Here is a 23,198-nt window from a genome sequence, read left to right as displayed (position 1 = left end):
GTGAAAAATAATTTTCTAATGAAGAATATACTTAAAAATATAACCCTTTTCACGTTGTTTTCATCTATTGCGGCGTGTAGTTTGGTGGAACCTGTAGATGAAAATTTGTTAGGAGAGGAGCGTCTTAATTTTGACCCTGCTTTTGCAGAGGGGGTATTGCTCAATGCGTACGAGAATATGGTAGACCAGTTCGCTTTTACAGATGTAGCTACAGATGACGCCGTTCATAATTATTTAAGTGGTTATAGAAGAATGGCCACCGGTGAATGGAACGCCCAAAATGCTTTTACAAGCAGATGGTGGCAGTATGAACACGTGCTGTATGCCAATAAGTTTATAACATTAATAGATGAGGTAGTTTGGAAACGGGATGAAGAGACCAATGCACTTTTTAAAGAGCGATTATATGGCGAAGCAGTAGCATTGAGAGCGCTTAGACATTTTTGGATTTTACAGGAACACGGTGGGCGTGGCCAATCGGGCCAGCTTTTGGGAATCCCGTATATCACGGAATTTTATGAGTTTGATGCTGATTTCAACACCCCTAGATTAGGTTTTGAAGAAACGGTAACCCAGATTATTGCAGATTTTGATGAGGCTCTAGAATATTTACCAATGGATTATGATGGTGACTTGGCAAAGAGACCATCAAGATATAATGATTCCGATGACGACAAATATCAATTTGTATTCGGAAAAGACCAAGATGCGCGAATAAACGGTAGAATTATTAAAGCTTTTAAGGCAAAGTTGTATTTGTTGGCAGCAAGTCCGGCCTACATGAACGGACAGGGTGGATATTACCAAGATGCCGCAGATATTCTTGCTGAACTTTTGAACGATATTGGGGGAATAGGAGGTCTTGACCCTACGGGGCATTACAATTTTTATGAATTTCCAATTGGTACAAGAAATTTCCCTGAAGTATTGTGGCGAGGTAACGCTTCCGCTGGTATGACGTGGGTAGAAAGTCAACATTTCCCCCCTTCTTTAAACGGGAGTGGCCAACTAAATCCGTCTCAGAATTTAGTGGAAGCTTTTCCTATGTTAGACGGATTCCCATTTTCCGAATCACATCCTGATTACAATGCGACCAATCCTTTTGAAAATAGAGATACTAGACTACAGAGGTATATATTGTATAACGGTAATGATTTGAACGGAAGAGTAATAAATATTAATAGCGCAGGTGTTGACGGTATTGATCAGGTTTCTCAACGATCCACACGCTCAGGACACTATTTAAAAAAATTGCTTGACCAAAAAATCAATATTAGTGCAGATGGTAGTATTTCCGCTTCCGAAAAATTTAACGTTTATGTACGGTATACAGATTTATTTTTGATGCTTGCCGAAGCGGCCAATGAATTGGGTGGTCCTGATCAAATGGTAGGGGGAATGTCTGCAAGGAATATTTTGGCAGCCATTAGAGCACGAGCGGGTATCGGTCTTGAAAATTCAGATGCTTATTTAAGCAGTATAGCTTCCCAAGAAGACATGAGAAACTTAATTCGTAATGAACGTAGATTAGAACTTTGTTTTGAAGGACATCGTTTATATGACTTAAGAAGATGGAATATTTTTGATGAAACTCCAGATGCAATAGGCTTGCAGTTTAACGGCGGGGAGTATAATGAGTTTTCAGTAGAGCCAAGGCTGTACAATGCAAATGCCAATTATGCGCCAATACCTCAGAACGAGGTGGTAAGATTCAACCTTATTGAGCAGAACGAAGGCTGGTAGGGATACTTTAAAAGGATATAAATTTAAGCTTCGGCCAAGATGTTAATTTAATTTTTTCATTTTATGAACACAAGATATTTCATTGCCATACTTACAAGCCTGTTTATGGCGTCGTGTAGCAATACAGAACCTGAATTTGATGATTTTGAAACGCAATCGGTTTACTTTCCGTATCAAACTCCAGCTAGAACTTTGGTTTTAGGTAATTATGATCAGGGTATAAATGAAGGAGATAATGCGCACCGTTTTGAAATTACGGCTTTAATGACCGGTGTGTATTCCAACGATGAGGAAAGAAAGATTCATTTTGAAGTAGACAATAGCCTGTTGGCAAACGTTGCCAATGTTCAAGCCTTACCAGCGGATTATTATACTTTTGAGACTATTAGTCCGGTAAGTATTTCTTCAGGAGATACTAAAGCACGTATTCAGGTGCAGTTGTATGACGGATTTTTCAATGATACATTGTCTTTTGGCGAGGTGAATACCACTAACTACGTAATTCCGCTTAGAATTACACAAGCCGATAATATTGATAGTGTACACTCGGGCAGAAGCTTTGAGGGTATTCCGGATTTAGACAGGGTGAATGCGGCACATTGGGATATACTTCCCAAAGACTATACATTGTTCGGAATAAAATATATGAACAGGTTTCATGGCAACTACCTTAGAAGAGGAACCGACATGATTACTACCGGCAGCCCTATTTTAGGTAGGGAATACAATGCAGAATTTACGGTAGATGATGAAATAGCTTTTGTTGAAACTAGTGGGTTTAACAAAGTTCATGTTCAGAATATTATAGGAAGAGGAGAGAATTCTAGCCCTGGTAATGTAGATATGGAACTAACGTTTACAGATGACACTTGTATTATTTCTAGTTTCAAAGATGATCCTTATGGTATAAGTGGTACCGGTCAATTTGTGGAAGGTGGTGATACTTGGGGCGATAAGCCTAGGGATGTTATTTATCTAGATTATACCTACACGGATGCTGATAATTCAGAAACACATGCGGTTAAAGATACTTTGGTAATACGAGATAGAACTGCTGTTTTTGAAGAGTTTGAAATTGAACTAAAATAAAATTGGAAAATGAAATATATTCTAAATTTTACACTAGATAAAGTTGCGCTGCTGCTAATGGCATTGGTGATTTCTGTTTTTTCTTCCTGCGAAAGTGATGATGAAGGCGGCGAAGTAAATACAGCTTCCACAGTACGCATGAAAACGCTGCCTAAAGTAGCCTATGTATTAGGGGAAGCATTGGACCTTTCCGATATTGTGATTTCTATGGATAAGGATGGGGGGACGGTAGATGTTCCATTTTCCTCATTTTCCGCAGAAAACATTACAGTAGAACCCAATAATGGTACTGTACTAGACTTTGATCACCAACAGATTACCATAAAAATAGGAGATACCGGTAAAGGGTTGATACAGGCCATTAGCGTAACAAATAATGTGGTTGAATTAGAGGTGAAAACAAAAGCGACCGAGAACTACGTGGATGGTCAAAAGTTGGACCTTGCAGATATGGAGGTTACATTGGTTTATGAGGACGGAACTACAGAAGATGTAGTTTTTGATGAATTTGGTACGGAAATTCAAACTGTTCCCATGCATGGAGATATTCTGTCTACGGAAAACTCCGAAGTAACGGTGACGTATGTCTCTACAAAAGCAAAAGTAACACAGGACATACAGGTAGTACCGTTTGCTCCAGTAAGTGGTGTTTTGACAACAGAACCAGTTAAATCTGAATATGAAATAGGCGAAAGGTTAGAGTTGGCCGGTACTGTTTTGACCTATACCATGTCCTCTGGGGAAGAAGTAATTATTCCATTCGAAGATTTTGAAGCTTTTGGATTGACGGCATCCCCAGCAAATGAGGAAAAATTGAAGGCTACAGACGAAGAGGTGCAAATAATGCATGCATCTGGTGTTTCGGTTTCGGTTCCAATTACCGTCAATACCTTAGATGTTGCCGCAATGGTAATGGAAACCAAGCCAGAGAAGACTTTGTATGCAGCGGGCGAAACGATTGATTTAAAAGGGCTGACCCTGAGATTATCGTTGAATGGCAAAGATGATCTTATCGTTTCAAGTGAAGATTTTGATATCTACGGAATTATATCCACTCCTGCTCAAGGAGAAGTTTATGCCGAAGGTACTTCGGAGATTGTTATATCCTATCCTGATTTGGTGGATGCGGTTTCTATATCATTAGGTTCGGAAACTATCTATGAGTCGGATTTCTCAGGAGGTGAAGATGGTTGGGGTGCCAACCAAAACGGAGGAGGTTCAGTTAATTTCTTTGCAGAGGATAATGTATTAGTTGCTAAGGATATTGTTGTAGGGGCTAATCCTTGGGATGTGCAGCTATTCAGAGGAGGAATAGTTTTAGATAAAGATGCCAAGTATAAACTTACCGTAATTGTTAAAGCATATCCAGGACAAGGAGATTTCTGGTTCAGCCTCTCGGTCGGCGATGGCACAGGTAGGGATGGTTGGCAAGCGTATGGTGCAGCTGATGGCGTCTGGTTGGCCGGTGATACCGAGTACCAGACGTATGAGAGAGAATTTGTAATGGGGCAAGAAACTACGACCGGAGCCCGTATTTTATTGGATATTGGTAATCAAACGAACGGTATTATGGTACAGTACGTAAAGTTAGAGAAGTTATAGTTTAGAGTTGAGTAGTAGTTAGTGTAATCTTTTGACCCATTAGAATCAGTCATGGAGGTCAGAAGAGAAAAAAAGGCCGGTTTGTTTTGCAATTGACCGGCCTTACTATTGCCGTTTTATAATCCAGTGGATATTCGATAAGTAAAGAAGTAATTAAAGGCCGAAACTCGTCTACAGGGCGTTTTATATAACGCTAGTGCCGCAACACCCTAAAATTAGAATCAAATGAAAAATACAGTTTTACTATTTATAGCTTTTACCATAAACCTTGGTTTTTTTATTGGGTGCGCCCAGACAGACAACGTAGACAAGATAGCTGCGCCCGATACCGTAGAAAGTATAGATGATAGGGAAAACGAGGAAATGGGGCGTACTGAAGAAGATGATAATGAGGATATGCAAGAAATCACTCCCAAAGATTTTGTAATGGATATGGGTGCCGGTTGGAATTTGGGGAATGCTATGGATACCGAAGATGAAGATGAAACAGCGTGGGGTAATCCGTTGACTACTAAAGCCATGATTGATGAGATTGCTAAAAAAGGTTTTAAAACCTTACGGTTACCCGTTACATGGAGGTTTCATATGGGGTCCGCACCGGATTATGTAATAGAAAAAGAGTGGTTGGACAAGGTTGAGGCGATTGCCAATTTTGCTTTGGATAATGATATGTATGTCATCCTTAATATTCATCATGATGAAGCCTGGATTATCCCTACTTATGAAAAGGCACCGGCTGTAAAGGAGCAGTTGACAAAAGTTTGGAAACAAATAGCGCACAGATTTAAATCTTACAATGAACACCTCATTTTTGAGACTCTAAACGAGCCAAGGCATGAAGATACGCCTGAAGAATGGAATGGAGGAACTGCCGAAGGGCGTGATGCTGTTAATCAATATCATCAAGTTAGTTTGGATGCTATCCGTGCGACGGGTGGTAACAATGCAACCCGGAAAATTATGGTTTCCACTTATGCCGCAAGCACAAGTCAAAATGCCCTAGACGCCTATGCTGTTCCTAATAACGATGAAAATGTAATTGTTTCTGTGCACAGTTATTTTCCTTATTTGTTCGCTCTTGAAGGAAGTGACCCTACATGGGGCACCGAAGCGGATAAATCAGAACTCACCCAGGAGTTAAATAAAATTTACGAGAAATTTGAAAAAGAGGGTAGAGCGGTTGTAATGGGGGAATGGGGCTCTACATTTAGCGGTAATCCTGAAGATCGTTTGGCACACGCAGAATTCTATGCTAACGGCTGTGTTGAGAGGGGTATTTGCCCTGTTTGGTGGGACAACGGAAATCTTGATGAATTTGCAATATTTAATAGGAACACCTTGGAATGGAACTACCCGGAAATTGCAGATGCAATTGTTAATGCAGTTAAGGACCGTAACTCTATGGAGCAAACAGAGTAGTTACTTAAGCTTGCTAAATGATGTAATGTTCTGAGTTGCTATTAAGCTAAGCTTACGCACTAAAGACTCATCCCTTAAAAATTTGGTTTGTTGTGTGGGTTAGCATTCTTATTTGATTAATAACTAAACAATCAGAAAGGAGTGAGGTTGAAAATCAACTAAATTGTTTCTGCAAATACCTTCATCGGGTAGGAGGTCTATTGTATTAAACAATCTAAAAAAAAACTATTGATAGGCTTAGGTTATAAGAACTTTATAATTTGTACAGGGTGAGTTTCTTAATCTTGGAAAAGATATAATCTTGACCAAGATACGTTATCCGATTTGCTTTAAGAAGCCTTTTTAGCTTTGAGAAAAAGGGCTGTTCAGGGTAAAGTAGATACCATTAATTTTATAGTAGTTTTTAAGTATAGGTAATCAAAAGTTTAAGGGGAATTTTATATTTATGGATAATTTTTTTTATTTTTTTCTTGGTAGGTGTTAACCTTTTTTATCTACAGACATACAAAAGGGCAAACAATAAAAACTTTTACCAATTAAATTTTAGAATTATGAAAACTATGAAATTATTTACACTGTTATTTTTAGCAATGGGGATCGCTTTTACATCTTGTGAAGGCCCAGAAGGTCCGGAAGGAGAAATGGGGCTTACAGGTGCTGATGGTGCACAAGGTGAGGCTGGTGCCGTAGGTGAACAAGGGGATCAGGGTGAACCGGGTGAAGATGGCAATGCCAATGTTTTTGCATCAGATTGGATAGATACAGAATATGATGACGAAACGGTATCCTATACAAGTTTTGATTTTGAGATACCTGATTTTACAAGGTCTGAGATAGATGGGGCTGCATTCTTAGTTTACTTAACGGATGGCAGTATAATTTATCCGGAACCATACACAAGTAGATATCGAGCATTTTATTATTATTTGGTAAATAATAGTGATAACGGGTATGATATGGTGCAAGTTGGTACTTCTATGGACGGGAGCACCTATACTTGGGATTGGATGGAAGAATTTCGTTATGTAATTATACCGCAGGCGGCATCAGAGGCAGGTAAGGCAGCTGGGCTTAACTTTGAAAAGATGTCTTATGAAGAAGTAATGGATCATTTTGGTCTAGACTATTAAAACAAGAAAATTAAGTGTTGTTGAACCGGGGCAAAAGCTCCGGTTTTTTTGGTCTCAACTTAAAAAAATAATTCTCATGTTAACCTTTTCTAACCATATAGAAACAAAAGAGTGAACTTAAAAATATATATAATGCAACATTCAAAACAAAAATTAATTGGTGTACTCTTTTTTTTACTTGGGGTTACTCTATTAAACGCTCAAGAATTAAAGGAAAAACAATTACGTACCCTATCTAGTTTAGGAGTGCCTTATTTAAATTACGATAGGTCTAACGAGAATATCAATACCGATTTTCAAAACATACTAAAACTTGATAAAAAACAAAAAGTGCAAAGCATAGCTAGCAATATCTTAATTCCAATGGGCTTGGTAGCTGTAGGGTTTGGTGTTTCACTATTACCTAGAAAAACCAACGAAAGCGCAGATTACGAAGATGATATTGGGGGCCACGAAAGAGGACCGGGACTTTTAACTGGTCTTGCAAGTGTTAGTCTTTTAGCAATAGGGTCAGCTCAGATAGGCGTAGGTATTCCCTTATTCGTTTCGTCAAAATCTAAAAGAAAGAAGAGAGATATACTGTTGTCTAAATACAAGCAGATAAATAATTAAGAATATTGCTGAGCAAAATAAATGGACTTGTTATAATCTTTATAATCAAAAAGTTTAAAGTTATAGCTATGAGTGCTATTCTTGTAAGTTTTCTTCTTGCAGGACTGGAAGAAACTAGCAAATAGCAAGAGGGAATTAGAAATATGTAGAGGGAATTGAGATCAAGTTGAGCGGGAACTGTATATAGACAACAGAATGGTTCTGATTAAATAAAACAATACGAGATTATTTAAATATCAGAAATATAACTCTCTAAATTCTCGGATCGCTCCAGCCCCATTTTTTTACGAATTCTAGAACGGGAAACATGAACACTATGAGGTTCTATGTTCAGAATTCTCGCCATTTCCTTGGTGCTAAGATTTAACTTTATAAGGGCGCAGTGCTTCTGTTCAGTACTACTGAGTTTGGGGTGGAGTTCTTTGAGTTTGTCATAAAAAGCTGAGTTTACTTGGGTAAATTGTAGATTAAATTCGTTCCAAAGGTCTTTAGACCCTTTTTTGTATTTACTGAAAAGCGATTTGTATTTAGGTGAAGCTTCCGTTTTTAGCAGCTCTAAAAGTTCATCAATAGCACTGTCTTTATCTATTAATTGAAGCGCATAAGAAGTTAATTCCCTACTTTTTAGCTCTATTTGATTTTCGCTTCGTTCTTTTATGAGTTTGGAATTTAATTCTGCTTCTTTTTTATGGAGCATTGTCTTTTTTAATTTGAGTCGCATTTGGAATATTACCGCGACCACGAGCCCCAAAAGCACCAATAAGAATAAGATAACCTTTAGACGGAATTGAATAATGTTGTTCTTTTCTATAATTAGGTTTTTCTGTCCTAATTGCTCATTTTTTTCTGAAATAGACTTTAGATAAGTGTCTTTTATTTGAAAAAGATCACTGTTTGCTCTGTTTTTGGCCTGCAGCACACGGTTGGCGGTATTTGTAGATTCCACCAGATAATTATAAGCGCGTTTTGTTTGCCCGTTTGTAGCGTATACTTCGGATATTTTGCCAAGAACTTCTGCTTCCAAATCATTCCGAAGTCCGTGTTCACGGCTCAAGACCAAACTTTCATTGTAAAAATAGAGAGCACTATCATTTTGTTTTAAGTCCTTTTTTAAATCGCCCAAATACATAGATATATTGGGTCTGTAACTTATTTCTTTATGTAAAGTATGGATGCGGGCAAGGTGTAAGTAGGTGCTAGCTTCTTTAAATTCATGTAATTCTTGCATTATTTTTCCCTTTTCTGCATCCCAAAATGGCATTTCTACACTTTTCTCAATGTGAACCGATGGGTTTATAAAGCATGAATCTAAGTATTGGAGGGCTTTTTCATAGTTTCCAGATTTACGTTGTCTCACCGCCATATACATATAACCGGAAATGAGGTTTTGCACGCGGGTAGAATCCTGAAGGTATATTTTTTTCGATATTTTTAGGGCTTCCGTTAAATGTAGTACAGATTGTTCGGTCATATTAAACTCATCATACAAACGTGCCAAAGCAATACGGGTTTGCACTTTTTGAGTTTTGTTGGAGAAGTAATCGCCTAGATATTTTGCCTGCCAGAGGTGGTCAAAGGAAGTACTGAACCTCCCTTTTTTCTTTTCAATTTCTGCCATGCCCAACAGACAATTTACTATTTTATTGGTGTCCTTTTTTCTTTCAAAAAAGGCTTTGGAACGTTCAAAAATTAGATACGACTCATTGGGGAACTGATTAGAACCGGCCACCGCATTGCTTATTTCACTTGTATAATAGCTTGTGCTATCTTGTATATCTTTTTTACCTGCTCGTGGTTGCCCAAATGACGATGAGGAACATAGTATAAGTATAATCGATATATGTAAATAATTGTAAGACAGTAGTTTATTTCTTTTAGTGATTCTGTCATTCAAGATATTAAAATATAGGATGAATATAAGGCTAATGACCTAAAATTTCATGTTTGTATAATGTTTGTAAAGTGTCAATTTGGTGTTTTGTAGGTTTCAATACTTAGTTTTGAGGATGAGTGTGGTTAAAAGTCTCTCATGTAAAAATTGAGTAACTAATTATATAAATATGTTATCAAATAAAGTGTTTAAAAGTGTATTGAAAAGTATGCTTTTTATTTGGGTAGGGCTATTTGCTTTGGTCGCATTTTCTCAAGAGCAAAAACCAAATGTTATTTTGATTATGACCGATGATCAAGGTATTGGCGATTTGGCATGCCATGGTAATCCATGGATCAAGACTCCTAACATAGATAAGTTTTATAAGCAAGCGGTGCGTATGACAGATTTCCATGTCAGTCCTATGTGTACACCAACGCGTGCAGCTTTAATGACGGGAAGATATCCCATAAACAATGGAACTTGGGCTACATACAAAGGACGTGATGCTTTGGCTGAAGGCGCTCTTACCATGGCCGATGTTTTCAAACAAAATGGGTATAAAACAGCTATGTTCGGCAAGTGGCATTTGGGAGATAATTATCCTTCACGACCTACCGATAGTGGTTTTGATGTTGCCGTACACCATAAAGCAGGAGGTGTTGGGGAGCTATCTGATTATTGGGGAAATAGTTACAATGATGATGTATACTATGTAAACAATGAACCGCAACAGTTTTCAGGCTATTGTACTGATGTCTGGTTTCAAGAGGCTATGCAATTTATGGATAAGAACAAAGACGCTCCTTTCTTTTTGTACCTGCCCACGAATGCGCCTCATAGTCCGTTTATTGTTGATGAAAAGTATGCCGCTCCCTACCAACATTTGGTAGGTAATAAAATTGTGGGTGCCGAATTTTATGGAATGATTACCAATATTGATGAGAATTTTGGGAAGTTGGAGGCCTACCTTAAAGAGAAAAAATTAGCGGACAATACCATATTAATCTACATGACCGATAACGGTTCTGGCGGCGGTGTGAGTCCAGATGGTAAATTAGGTTTCAATAAAGGATTCAGAGGCAAAAAAGGGCAACGAACAGAAGGTGGTCACAGAGTTCCATTTTTCATTCGTTGGAAAGATGGAAGGATTAAAGGAGGAAAGGACCTGAACGAATTAACGGCACATGTGGATTTAATCCCTACGTTAGCCGGACTCTGTAATCTCAATATTCCTAAAGAGATGAGGTTGGATGGAATCGATTTTTCTCCCGTGTTGAAAAAAGAAGGAAAGCTTGAAGATGATAGAACTGTTTTTGTACATAACAGACAAGATTGGCGCACACCATACGATACGGATGAAATGGCTATACTTACCGAAAAATGGAGGTTAGTAAATGGTAAAGAATTGTATGACATTGAAGTTGATAAACATCAAGATACAGATGTTGCTGCCGCAAATAGAGATGTTGTAGAAGGTCTTTTATTGAAAAACAAGATGTTTCTAGATGTGGCAAAAGCTGGTTTTGAATATCAAGAATTTCCGGTGAGCATTGTCGGTAATGAGAACCAAAAAGAAATAAAACTAACCATTCAACATGCAATTGGGGAAGACGGTGGTATTTGGAAACCGGAGCAAGTTGCAGCGGGTATGAAAAATAGAAATAATACACATGCTATTAAAGTTGAAACAGCGGGCAAGTATAAGATTTCATGTATGCGTTGGCCTAAAGAATGTGCTGGCCCTATTTTAGGAATTCCAGGAGAGAACCCTAAAAATCAGTATGAATATAAAACCGTGCACCCCGAGAAAGTACGTATTCAGATAGCCAATCAAATTAAAGAACAAACCATTACTTGTGATATTGAAAGTGCAGATTTTATAGTGAATCTACAAAAAGGAAAGACCATGTTGGTTACTGATTTTATTGAGAAAGGAGAAGCCTTTGGCGTGTATTACACTTACATTAAATATTTAGGAAACTAGGAAAATTATAACCATAACAATTATGAGAAATATAGCAACAATAGTACTGTTACTTTTTGTGATAGGGGTGTGTAAATCGCAATCTCAAAAGGATGCAGTTTTAGAATCTAGTGAAGACCAAGGAGGTTTCCCTTTTATTTTGCCAAAGGAAAAACCAAATAGAAAGATGAGTGCAGCTATGGAACGTATCTATACGGACTATGAAGCACCGCAACCACAGCACAATGAACTTTTTAGTCAGTTTAAATATACAGAACTGAAGGGATTTGATTATAATGGAGGAGATGGGACAATCACTAGAAGAGATCCTTCAAAAACCATTATCCATAACGGAAAGTATTACGTATGGTACACTTATAGAAATACTTCTACACCACCAAGGGGAGCAGATAAAAGTAGTGACACGGTGCCGTCATCAGATTGGGACCTTTCTGAAATTTGGTACGCTACTTCTGTGGATGGGTTTACATGGGAAGAGCAAGGAGTTGCCATAAAAAGGCCGGAAAAACCTACGGTAGGCTGGCGGTCAGTAACTACAACAGATATTTTGGAGTGGAAGGGGAAATATTATCTCTATTACCAAGGATTTATGGAGGCAAGTGGAAAAAGAGGAGATGACTGTCCTGTAGCGGTTTCTTATGCAGATTCTCCAGAAGGTCCTTGGACACCATATAATAAGATTGTTATTCCAAATGGTAAAGAGGGGGAGTGGGATCAATATTCCATACATGATCCGTACCCGTTAGTTCATAATGGTAAAGTTTATATTTATTATAAATCTGATTTTGGAGAAAAGCCCGATAAGGTACGTATGCAAGGGCTAGCTATTGCGGATAACCCGTTGGGACCATTTACAAAACACCCGCTGAACCCCGTAATTACTTCTGGGCATGAAACTTCTTTATTCCCATTTCGGAAAGGTGTTGCAGCCTTGGTTTATAAAGACGGACCAGAGCATAACACCATTCAGTATGCAGAAGATTGGGTTAATTTTGAGATTGCTAGCATAACAGAATTGATGCCATATGCTGCGGCTCCTCATGTTCCAGATGCTTTTACAAATACTAAAGATGGAAGAGGAATTACTTGGGGACTTGCTCATTTTATTAGTTTAGGGGGAAAAGACCAATTCCATTCCAAACTAGTTCGTTTTGACTGTGATTTAAGCTTGGACCTTGATGACCCTGAAATGAAAGATCACCGGGTAAATCATAAACCTGATGTTTATTATAGCCAAGGACTGAGTAAGAAACAAATGAAGCGGTTAGAGTCGGGAAGCTTAGAGAAATAGTTTTTAAAACAATATATTTAGAAAGGAGCACCTAAGAGTGCTCTTTTTTATGCATAAACGTTAGAAAAAGTAGTGCGTCTGTTCAGATTTTATCCTATTTGTAGGTTTTTGAATGAAATTGATATGTTTTTTTGAAGGAAAAAACACTTCGTCTACTGATGATTGAAGTTCACATATAGATAAATGACGTCCACCGAAAGTGGACGTTTTTTTCTACATTGATGTAGTAATTTTGGAGTATACAAAACGAATAAACGGTTTCATATTTTAAGTTTTAGTTCATTGAAATGCGGACGATATATGTCTGATAGGAAGTTTAGGAAGGCCAATTACTGCTGTTCATGATAGAAATGATGATGACTATAGCCCCTTTGAGAACCAGTAATAGGCCTAGTTGAAAATATCGTTCGCATTTTATTATTTTATAGTGTAATTTCATGTACCTCCATCAGTCACAATTTACTACGGTGACCGTTATTTTTTAAATCCATCTTATATAGTAACTTTACCTTTATAACTTCATTATTTAGGTAATACATATGTCATTTTATAGCAATCTAGCTGATTATGGATCTCGTTTTATAGGTAAGCATAAGATATTTAAACACGGCTTTAACCTTTCTCCCATGTACCGGCGTAGTACAGCAAAAATAAAAAGTGTTTCCACGGACTTGAAGAAGGTTACCGTAAAACTACCTATTAGTTATAAAAACAGAAATTATGTTAATTCTATCTTTGGTGGAAGCCTCTTTTCTGCGGTAGACCCTATACCTATGGTTCAACTTATTAATATTCTTGGTGACGATTTTGTGGTATGGGATAAATCTGCTGAAATCTCTTTCAAAAGACCTGCTAAAGAAGATGTTTATGCAGATTTTGAATACAGCTCGGAAGAAATTGAAATTATAAAATCAAGAGTACAACAGGAAGCTGAGATAGATATCGTTAAAACTACATTTTTAATGAATGCAGAAAGAAATACCATTTTCTGCGAGGTAAAGAAAACCATCTACATAGCAGATAAGGAACATTACAAACGGAAACGCGCATTAGCAAAGGCTAAGAAAGCTCCTGTAAAGTAAGTATAGTAAATACTAACTATTGGTTTTCCTCAACATAAATATGAATACATCAACAGATTATTTTAAACTCCCACATGATTTACTAGGGCCATATTTCCTTTCCAACCTTTTTTGAATTGTAACATCAATTCTTTTACAAGCTCAGGATTATCTTTCGCAATATTTGTAGTTTCTGCAGGGTCTTTGACATGGTCATAGAGCTCTATGAAGATGGGCTCCGCATTTTTATCGGTATAGTCTTTCCAAACAATAAATCGGTAATCTTTGGTACGCATAGAATATCCCATCAATCGGTTTTCGAATAAATCACGATCCCATTTATCACCTTGTTGCTTTATAATACGTTCTTCAACTTCTTCTATTAACGGACCAAAAGAAGTTTCACGCATGCCTTTAGAAAGCGGATTGGCAGCCCATTCCCTAAGAGCCGGATTTGGAAATTGAGAAAAAACCGCTGTTTTCCATTCTTGTTCAGGATTAGAGAGAAGAGGAGCAAAGCTTTGACCTTCCAAAGTAGCTGGTTTTGATATATCTGCCAATTCGCATAACGTTGGATACATATCTACTAATTCAACCAAAGCATCGGTAGATTTACCCCTGTTTTCTTTTGCCATATCTGGAGTCCAAATAATTAAAGGAACTCTAGTGGCAATTTCGTAATTGGTAGCTTTTCCCCAAATACCCATATCGCCTAAATGCCAGCCGTGGTCACTCCACAAAATAACAATGGTATTGTCCTTAATTCCCGCATCATCAAGTGCAGTCAACATTCTACCAATTTGGGCATCAACATAACTCACACAGGCTAAATAGGCATGTTTAAGTTTTATAGCTTGTTCTGGAGAGATATCTCCTTTTTTAGGAATATCGGCTCTGGCCCTTAATTCAAAGGAAGCATGAAGTCCCATAGCGGCACCATCTTTGGGAGGTTGTTCGTGCTCAGCCAGTTTAATATCCGCTTCGTTGTACATGTCCCAATACTTTTTTGGTGCAACCCAATCTAGATGTGGTTTTTTCATTCCCATACCCAGGAAAAAAGGTTTATCAGGATTTTTCTGTAACATATCTTTCATGGTAGCGATGGCCAAATCTGTATTGAATCCGTCTTCATAAGCATTGTCCGGAAAATCAGCAAACTCATAAGAAGGGCCCTTACCAAGACCATTTCTCAATGCATTTTCTCCGTATTTAGCTACCATAGCGGCACTATTTTTCTTTTGCATTTTTATATTTTCCGGTAGTTTAAAACCGAACTTTACATCTGACTTTTCCATTTTAACTGGGGTTCTGCTCCAAGAAAGTTCAGGGTCGTTATACTTACCATGGTAAATTTTACCGGTATATACAGATTCATAACCATTGGCTTTAAAGTGCTGTGGTAATGTTGCTATATTGGGGTTTTTATCTCTGAAATAGGTGAAATTTTCAATTACCTGAATAGTTTCAGGCCGGGCACCAGTCATTAGACTAGCTCTAGAAGGGCTACAAATAGCTTGTTGGCAATAAGCATTGTTAAAGCGTAAACCGTCATTCGCTAAAGCATCAATGTTCGGTGTTATCGCAATATCAGAACCGTACACACCAAGTTCAGGTCTTAAATCGTCAATAGCCAGAAACAAGATATTGGGTTGCTTGGCTTTTTCCTTTTTCATGGTTTCCGTATTATTCTTACAGCTAAATAAAAGGCCAATGCAAAAAAGAGCGAGTAGACGAATGTTCATTTTAAGGTGGAGTTTAAAAGACAATTAAATATAAGTTGAAGAATTGCGAAAATTGACAATTCATATCATCTACAAATTAACCTTTAAAAATGGATTTTATAATTCTCGATTTTAACAAAGGTTAGCACTATTTTAACCTTACAGCAGAATAATTATTTTAAGGACAGTTATTAGGCGAAGCAAAATTTTTACCCGTTAAAAATAAAAATTAATTTACCTTTCCTTAGAATTGTTCTATTTTCAAAAACATGCTTAGAGCTCCTTCTTTTCTTTTCCTTTTTATTGCCGTTGTTAGAGTGGGTTTTCCTGCTCTAATCTATGGACAAGAGAATACTAATGATTTTGAAATCACCCATTTTCAGTTACCAATAGAGACCAGCACATCTCATATTCTGGAAGATCGCTATGGCTTCATTTGGATAGCCTCTACTAATGGATTGTGGCGTTTTGATGGCGGTAATTTTAAAAATTACAGCAAAAATGAGCACGAGCAAACCAGTATAACCGATAATCATATTTCCTATCTCTTTGAAGATAGTGCTGGTACATTGTGGATTGGTACTTACGGCGGCGGGCTTCTTAAATATGACCGTGAATATGACCGATTTCAACGATTTGTTCACGATGATAATAATCCAGAAAGTCTTAGCTTTAATGAGGTACGGGTTATTTATGAAACATCAGACCACTCCTTCTACATTGGTACGGATGGCGGTGGACTCAACCTAATGAATAGAGATACAGGTACTTTTAAAAGGTATCAACATGATGCAAGTGATAGGGGTAGTATCAGTCATAATAATGTGTTGGATATTCAGGAGGATGACAACGGGCGACTCTTTGTAGGTACTTGGATAGGACTGAATATTTTTGACCCAAATACAGGAAAGTTTAATCGCCTTACTCAAGATACACCAGGTGCTTTTCATGCGTATGCATTGTTGCAGTTTTATGAACAACTTTTGGTTTCTAATACCAAACTATATAGTGTTGATAAAAACAATCAATTTCATAATGTTGATTTCATTTTTAAACGTGCTAATGATATAGCTCCAGATAAGGAAAATAATTGTTGGCTAGTTAGAAATGATGAAATAGCAATAGTAGGGCCTGACTTTGACTTGAAAAAACGTATTTCATTAAATGATAGATTTTCAGAAGGACCATTTTCCTTAAATAGGATTTTTCACAGTACCTCAAAAGAAGATTCTTGGGTATTGGATTATGCGGGACATTTTTTTCACATTAAAAAATCAATTAAAATATTTGAGCCTTTTATGAGCTCAAACAATGGAAGTAAAATTTTACAAACGAAAGCTAACTATTGGATTTTTCAAGATGGCGATGTAAAAATATATTCAAAAAAAGACTTCACCTTCATAAAGGAACTTAAAGGGTTTGAACATAGAACTTATATGAGTTCCTATGATGAGGAGACCGTTTGGGTGGTAGATAATGATACCATTTATTCATTTACCGAAGACGGTGAGGTTTTAACAAAGGAACCAAGAAAACCCGCTGAACTTTTTGGTTTATTAGAAACCAGCGAAGGTCTTGTTTGGACGGGAGAAGTTCTTGGGGCACGTATATACAATCCAAAAACAAACGAAACGGTTTATTTTGACTGTGATCCAAACGACCCTGATGGTATTGGATATTTTCACAGGGCTAATGAGCTTTTTGAGGATTATAAAAACCAGATTTGGATAGGAACTAACGGAGACGGCGTAAAAAGATATGTGCCGAACGGCAATAAATTTGTTCATTATAGGCATGAAATAGGAAATACAGCTACCGTTAACAACAATTTTATAAATGTAATTTTTGAGGATAGAGATCGCAAACTATGGGTAGGCACAAATTCAGGGCTTTGTAGTTATGATGTGGAAAAGGATACCTTTATTCAGTATGATAATAGCCTTTTAAAAGATAGAATCATAAATAGAATAGAACAGGATTATGAAGGCAATTTGTGGTTAGGAACCAGAAACGGACTTATTAAACTAGATGCAAAGAATAATATAGTGCGTATTTTAAATGAGCAAGACGGACTCATATCGCAAAAAATAGGCGTCTCAAGTTTAATGACGGATGAGGGTCATTTGGTTTTTGCTACCAAAGAAGGGTTAATGACTTTTGACCCCAAAAAAGTTGTGCCTAGTAGCAAAACACCATCGGTTTATATTTCAAAATTATGGGTAAACAATGAATTGGTTTCGCCCAATAGTAGTTATATAGAAAAGAGCATTGAAGTAGAAGACCATTTACAACTGTCTTACAAAGATCAAAAGATAGAACTTGGTTTTCAAGCTATTCAGTATGAGAATGCACAACGTTGTCAGTACGCCTACAAACTAGAAGGATTTGATGAGGATTGGACCATTGCTAATGGAACTAGGGCCACCTATACCAATTTACCTTCTGGAAATTATAATTTTCTGCTAAAGGCAACCAACGAAGATGGTATTTGGACAGATAAATTAAAAAGTTTGAGCATTGCTGTAACGCCTCCATTTTGGGAACGCTTATGGGTGCAAATCCTTGCGGGCTTGTTGGTTTTATTAGTTGCATTTTGGGGTTTTAGGTTCTTCTTGTTACGGGAAAGAACAAAAAACATGTTTGAAATTGAAAAACAGCGAGTATATCAATTTGAAGAATTAGCACAGATGAAACTTCGGTTTTTTACGAATATCTCACACGAATTGCGAACGCCCTTAACACTAATTACTTCCCCGTTGGACAAGTACATTAGGAGAGGGGTAAAACCAGATACTAAGGTTTTGCAAATGATGCATAGGAACAGTAATCGTTTATTGGAACTGGTAAATCAGATTTTGGATTTTAGAAAACTGGAGGGAAATCAACAATTACGAATTAAACCACATGATGAACTTTTAGTCTGTACAAATATGAATACTGCCTATGAATATTGGGCAAAGGAGAAAAACATAGACTTTAATTGTGAAACCTCCGAGACGGATTGTACGTTATATTTTGATGAGGATATTATTGAAAAAATTGTCACTAATTTGGTTTCCAATGCGTTCAAGTTTACCGCGAAAAATGGAAGGATTAGTTTGAAAGCCACCTATGCTAATCTTGAAATTGATAAGGATGATAAAGTTCAAAATGGAGACCTTAAAATAGAAGTAATAGACAACGGAGCAGGCATTCCTAAAAAATACCAAGAGAAGGTTTTTGAGCGGTTTTATCAAATGGACGAAACCCCAAATAAAGGATATAGTAGTGGTATTGGGCTTTCCCTAATATCGGAATTGGTGAAATTGCATAAAGGTGATATACAGTTAGAAAGTGAAGAAGGGAAGGGTTCACATTTTACGATTACACTTCCTGTAGGGTATACTAATTATGAAGCGAATGTAGAGGAAGTGCCAGCTCCATCCGCTGAAATTGTATCTGGAGAAACGGTAATTTTAATAATTGAGGATAATGAGGATATCCGAAATTATTTGACAACAGAGCTATCTGATGACTATGTGATTCTTCAGGCAGATAATGGTAAAGACGGCTTTCAATTGGCTCTTGAACATATTCCTGATATTGTTATCAGTGATATTATGATGCCGGTTTTTGATGGAATTCAAGTAGCGAACCAATTAAAGTCCAATGAACTTACTGCACATATTCCATTAATGTTCTTAACAGCAAAAACTGGATTAGAAAATAAATTGAAAGGGTTGGAAACAGGAGCAGAGGATTATATAGAGAAGCCTTTTAATGTTTCCGAAATTAAGATGAAAATCCAAAATCGTCTAAAAACCAGGCACCGTCTAATAAAAAAATACCAAAAAGAGGAGTTGTTTGTTGAGCCGTCAACATCCGTAGACCAGTACTTGATAAAAGTAAACGAAGTTATAGATGAACATCTAGAAAACCCAGATTTTTCAATCGATTATTTGTGTGATCAACTAGCTATAGGTCGGTCGCAATTGTACCGAAAAATTCAAGCCCTCACCGGAAAAACTATTATAGAATATGTCAATTCGCACAAATTGTCTAAAGCTGTGCCAATGCTACAAGAAGGCACTCTTAGTATAAAAGAAATAGCGTTCAGGGTAGGGTATAATGACAACAGGTACTTCAGTCGTATATTTAAAAAAGAGTTCGGGCATCCGCCTTCATACTATGTGCCAAAAAAATAGGTTAAGTGTATTAGTTACACAAAAAGTACACCCTTTTGCACAATTAGTCTACATAAGGTTTTAAGTGGTTAGGTATTTTTGAGAAGCATATTTTATTGTGCATTTAAAATATATCTAATGATAAACTCCAGACGAAATTTTATTAAAAAATCAACTATTGCAGGTGCCGCCTTAACTGTTCCTACGTATAGTTTTGGGATTATAAATAGGCCAAAATTATCGGAGCAAATAATTGGTCACGGTAATTTTACGTATCGTGTTCATCAAGAGTGGGGTAATCTTAACCCTGCAACCACACCTATAAAGAATTGTCATGAAATGGTGATGGACTCCAAAGGCCGACTCATTATGGTTACCGATGAAGTTAAAAATAACGTCATTGTTTATGATAAATCCGGAAAGCTTTTAAAGACTTGGACGCATGATTTAAAATCAGCCCATGGCTTAACGCTTTTTAAGGAAGGCGAAGAAGACATGCTTTTTATAACCGATAATGATGGAGCTATTCTAAAAACGACTACGGATGGAAAAGTGTTGATGCAACTTTCCGATCCAAGAGAAACGGGAGTTTATAAGAAAGATCAAAAATACCGTCCTACAGAAACTGCAGTGGCTCCTAACGGTGATATTTATGTGGCCGATGGGTATGGTTCGGATTTTATTTTACAATACAATAAAGATGGAGAATTTATCAGAAAATTTGGCGGTCATGGGTTGGAAGACCATCTGTTCTCAACTGCTCATGGAGTAACCATTGATGATAGAGATCCTGATAATATTACGCTATTGTGCACCTCTCGAAAACATAACTCTTTTAAGCGTTACACCTTAGACGGGAAGTATTTATCCACTATTTTTCTTCCGGGTGCTTTTGTGTGCAGACCAGTAATAGATGGGGCTAACCTGTACTCAGGAGTATGTTGGTCTAGATTAAAATATTTAGAGCAAACGCCAGATTCAGGTTTCGTCACCATTTTAAATAAAGAGGATAAGGTAGTTTCCAATCCTGGCGGTACCGCTCCTGTTTATGAAAATGGTGAGTTACAACTTATGGTTCAAGACATACCTCTTTTTAATCACTGTCATGATGTGTGTATTGATAATGATAAGAATATCTACGTCTGCCAATGGAATGCCAATAAAACCTATCCTATAAAACTAGAAAGAGTATAGTTTATGAGAAAAGTTATTCTCCATATTGTCTTTCTATGTGTGCTTTTGATTTCTTGTAAAGAAGAAGGGCAGTACGCCTCTATTCCAGAGAAGAAAATTCCAGAATTGGTCGATTATAATTTTGATGTGCGTCCCATCCTTTCGGATAAGTGTTTTAATTGTCATGGTCCGGATGCGAATAAAAGGTCGGCAGAACTACGTTTAGATACTCCGGAAGGCGCGTACAAAGCATTGAAAGATTCGGAGAATGAATATGCTATAGTACCTAAGGATATTGAAAAATCGGTTGTTTATCAACGTATCATTGCCAAAGATAGCGCAGACTTGATGCCACCTTTAGACTCAAATTTAAAACTCTCTGAATATGAAATAAAGGTTTTAAAAAAGTGGATAGAGCAGGGTAGCGTTTACGAACCACATTGGGCATTTATTCCTGTTAAAAAACCTGAGGCTCCGCAAGTATCCTCTGATTGGGTAAACAATGAAATTGATCAGTTTGTTTTACGAAAGCTCAATGAGGTAGGTTTAGCTCCAAATGAAATAGCGGACAAGGAACGCTTACTAAAAAGGGTTTCTTTAGATATTACCGGGTTACCTCCATCGCCAGAAATGCGAGAAAAATTCATTCAAAATGATACTGACAACGCTTATGAACTCATTGTAGATGAACTATTGGCGAGCGACCATTATGGCGAAAAAATGGCGAGTCATTGGTTAGATGTGGCCCGCTATGCAGACTCACATGGTTTTCAGAATGATCAGTTACGAACCATGTGGCCGTGGAGAGATTGGGTAATTCATGCCTTTAATGAAAATTATAGTTACGAAAAGTTTGTTACCTATCAATTAGCAGGAGACTTGATGCCTCAGAAAAATATAGAGACTATTCTAGCAACTGGTTTTAATAGAAACCATAAGATCAATCAAGAAGCAGGTATTATTGAAGAAGAATTTAGAATTGAAAACGTAACGGATAGAACCAACACTTTTGGGAAGGCTTTTTTAGGATTGACCTTGGAGTGTGCTAAATGTCATGATCATAAGTACGATCCTATATGCCAGAAAGATTATTTCAGCACTTTTGCTTTTTTCGATAAAGTAGTACATCGCGAGAAGGCATTAGGAGAGGTCTTGGCAGAACCGCCCTTAATTACATTAACGGATGAGGTAATTGCGAAAGATCTTCCGTTTGTAAATAAAAAAGCACCAGAGAATGTAGATGTCATGGTTATAGAAGAGAAACCAGACATTAGAACTACGCATGTATTGAACAGGGGTGTTTATGATGATAAAGGAGAAATTGTTCAGCCAAGAACACCTGAATCGGTGTTGAAGTTTGATACGTTAGTTTTTGATAGCAATCGTCTTGGATTAACAAAATGGCTCTTTGATACTAAAAACCCATTGACCAGTAGGGTATTTGTGAATAGGGTTTGGCAGGAGATATTTGGGGAAGGAATAGTAAGGTCTTCCGGCGATTTTGGTATGCAGGGCGACTTACCTACACATATAGGTTTGCTGAACTGGCTTTCCGCAGATTTTATGGAGAATAATTGGGATATGAAACGATTGGTAAAACAAATCGTGATGTCTTCAACGTACAAACAATCTTCTGTGGTTACGAAAGAAAAATTAGCGGCTGATCCAGACAACAGGTATCTGTCTCATATGCCGCGTTTACGGTTTAGTGCGGAAACTATACGTGATCATGCTCTGGCCACAAGCGGATTATTGAATGATGAAATAGGAGGACGAAGTGTTAAGGTGTATCAACCAGATGGCATCTGGGAAGCGGCAAGCTCAGGCCGTGGTATTTTGGCAAACTATGTGCAGGATCATGGGAAAGACTTATACAGAAGAGGCATTTATATTTTTATAAAGCGAACGACATTACCTCCAGTGCAATTAACTTTTGATGCGGCTACAAGAGATCAATGCGAAGTGAAAAGGCAATCAACAATGACTCCATTACAAGCATTGATTGCTTTGAACGATCCTACTATTCTTGAGGCATCTAGAGTATTGTCAGAGAAGTTGGTAAAGGAAAAGGGCACGGTAGAGGAAAAAATAGAAAAAGCTTTTGGTAGAATATTATGCAGAAACATTAAACCGGAGGAAAAAGAAATGTTAGTGGATTACTACCATGATCAAGAAGCAGCGTTCAGTGCGGATAAGGATAAGGCCAGAAGTTTTATTGAAGTAGGGGAATACCCCATTCTAGAAGGTCGGGACGAGGTGAAAGTAGCCTCGTTAATGCAAATCATTCATACCATCTACAATCTAGAGGAAACAATTGTAAAAGGGTAAAGGTCAATC

14 protein-coding genes are annotated in these 23,198 nt (G+C 37.4%); 12 read left to right on the top strand and 2 right to left on the bottom strand.

Annotation, left to right across the window (positions count from 1 at the left end):
* Positions 1-18 precede the first annotated feature (18 nt).
* The 6 genes from IWC72_RS19810 (at position 19) to IWC72_RS19785 (ending at position 7,595) form a co-directional block, all read left to right on the top strand.
* The gene (locus IWC72_RS19810; protein WP_194530993.1) at positions 19-1,743 is read left to right on the top strand and encodes a RagB/SusD family nutrient uptake outer membrane protein; all 1,725 of its coding nucleotides are present in this window, start codon (positions 19-21) and stop codon (positions 1,741-1,743) included.
* Between the two features lie 63 nt (positions 1,744-1,806).
* The gene (locus IWC72_RS19805; RefSeq protein ID WP_194530992.1) at positions 1,807-2,832 is read left to right on the top strand and encodes a DUF5627 domain-containing protein; all 1,026 of its coding nucleotides are present in this window, start codon (positions 1,807-1,809) and stop codon (positions 2,830-2,832) included.
* A gap of 9 nt (positions 2,833-2,841) precedes the next feature.
* Positions 2,842-4,434 (top strand): carbohydrate binding domain-containing protein, encoded by a 1,593-nt coding sequence (locus IWC72_RS19800; protein ID WP_194530991.1) that lies wholly within the window; start codon positions 2,842-2,844, stop codon positions 4,432-4,434.
* Positions 4,435-4,659: 225 nt separating this feature from the next.
* Complete coding sequence (locus IWC72_RS19795) at positions 4,660-5,853, top strand: glycoside hydrolase family 5 protein (RefSeq protein WP_194530990.1); 1,194 nt, start codon at positions 4,660-4,662, stop codon at positions 5,851-5,853.
* 551 nt (positions 5,854-6,404) lie between these two features.
* Positions 6,405-6,983: a collagen-like triple helix repeat-containing protein gene (locus IWC72_RS19790; protein ID WP_194530989.1), complete on the top strand. Its 579-nt coding sequence runs from the start codon at positions 6,405-6,407 to the stop codon at positions 6,981-6,983.
* 132 nt (positions 6,984-7,115) lie between these two features.
* The gene (locus IWC72_RS19785) at positions 7,116-7,595 is read left to right on the top strand and encodes a hypothetical protein (protein WP_194530988.1); all 480 of its coding nucleotides are present in this window, start codon (positions 7,116-7,118) and stop codon (positions 7,593-7,595) included.
* A gap of 229 nt (positions 7,596-7,824) precedes the next feature.
* On the opposite strand, the gene IWC72_RS19780 is transcribed toward IWC72_RS19785, so the two are convergent.
* On the bottom strand, positions 7,825-9,489 hold the full coding sequence (locus tag IWC72_RS19780) for a helix-turn-helix domain-containing protein (protein ID WP_194530987.1): 1,665 nt from the start codon (positions 9,487-9,489) through the stop codon (positions 7,825-7,827).
* Positions 9,490-9,655: 166 nt separating this feature from the next.
* Between IWC72_RS19780 and IWC72_RS19775 the strand changes: the two genes are divergently transcribed.
* From IWC72_RS19775 to IWC72_RS19765, 3 genes are all read left to right on the top strand, one after another.
* Positions 9,656-11,452, top strand: coding sequence for an arylsulfatase (locus IWC72_RS19775; protein ID WP_226979647.1), 1,797 nt, complete (start codon positions 9,656-9,658; stop codon positions 11,450-11,452).
* A 22-nt stretch (positions 11,453-11,474) separates the two neighbouring features.
* Complete coding sequence (locus tag IWC72_RS19770) at positions 11,475-12,743, top strand: glycoside hydrolase family 117 protein (protein ID WP_194530986.1); 1,269 nt, start codon at positions 11,475-11,477, stop codon at positions 12,741-12,743.
* Positions 12,744-13,282: 539 nt separating this feature from the next.
* Positions 13,283-13,825: a DUF4442 domain-containing protein gene (locus IWC72_RS19765; RefSeq protein WP_194530985.1), complete on the top strand. Its 543-nt coding sequence runs from the start codon at positions 13,283-13,285 to the stop codon at positions 13,823-13,825.
* Between the two features lie 62 nt (positions 13,826-13,887).
* On the opposite strand, the gene IWC72_RS19760 is transcribed toward IWC72_RS19765, so the two are convergent.
* Positions 13,888-15,477 carry a sulfatase gene (locus IWC72_RS19760; protein ID WP_226979645.1) on the bottom strand — a complete coding sequence of 530 codons (1,590 nt, stop codon included), beginning with the start codon at positions 15,475-15,477 and terminating at the stop codon, positions 13,888-13,890.
* 317 nt (positions 15,478-15,794) lie between these two features.
* Between IWC72_RS19760 and IWC72_RS19755 the strand changes: the two genes are divergently transcribed.
* The 3 genes from IWC72_RS19755 (at position 15,795) to IWC72_RS19745 (ending at position 23,189) form a co-directional block, all read left to right on the top strand.
* The gene (locus tag IWC72_RS19755) at positions 15,795-19,709 is read left to right on the top strand and encodes a hybrid sensor histidine kinase/response regulator transcription factor (RefSeq protein WP_194530983.1); all 3,915 of its coding nucleotides are present in this window, start codon (positions 15,795-15,797) and stop codon (positions 19,707-19,709) included.
* Between the two features lie 117 nt (positions 19,710-19,826).
* Entirely contained in the window at positions 19,827-20,882 is a 1,056-nt protein-coding gene (locus IWC72_RS19750) for a twin-arginine translocation signal domain-containing protein (RefSeq protein ID WP_194530982.1), read from the top strand.
* 3 nt (positions 20,883-20,885) lie between these two features.
* On the top strand, positions 20,886-23,189 hold the full coding sequence (locus tag IWC72_RS19745; protein ID WP_194530981.1) for a PSD1 and planctomycete cytochrome C domain-containing protein: 2,304 nt from the start codon (positions 20,886-20,888) through the stop codon (positions 23,187-23,189).
* Positions 23,190-23,198 lie beyond the last annotated feature (9 nt).

Source organism: Zobellia roscoffensis (genome assembly GCF_015330165.1).
GTDB lineage: Bacteria > Bacteroidota > Bacteroidia > Flavobacteriales > Flavobacteriaceae > Zobellia > Zobellia roscoffensis.
The sequence above is the reverse complement of the archived record's forward strand: the minus strand, read 5'-3'. Positions and strand labels throughout refer to the sequence as shown.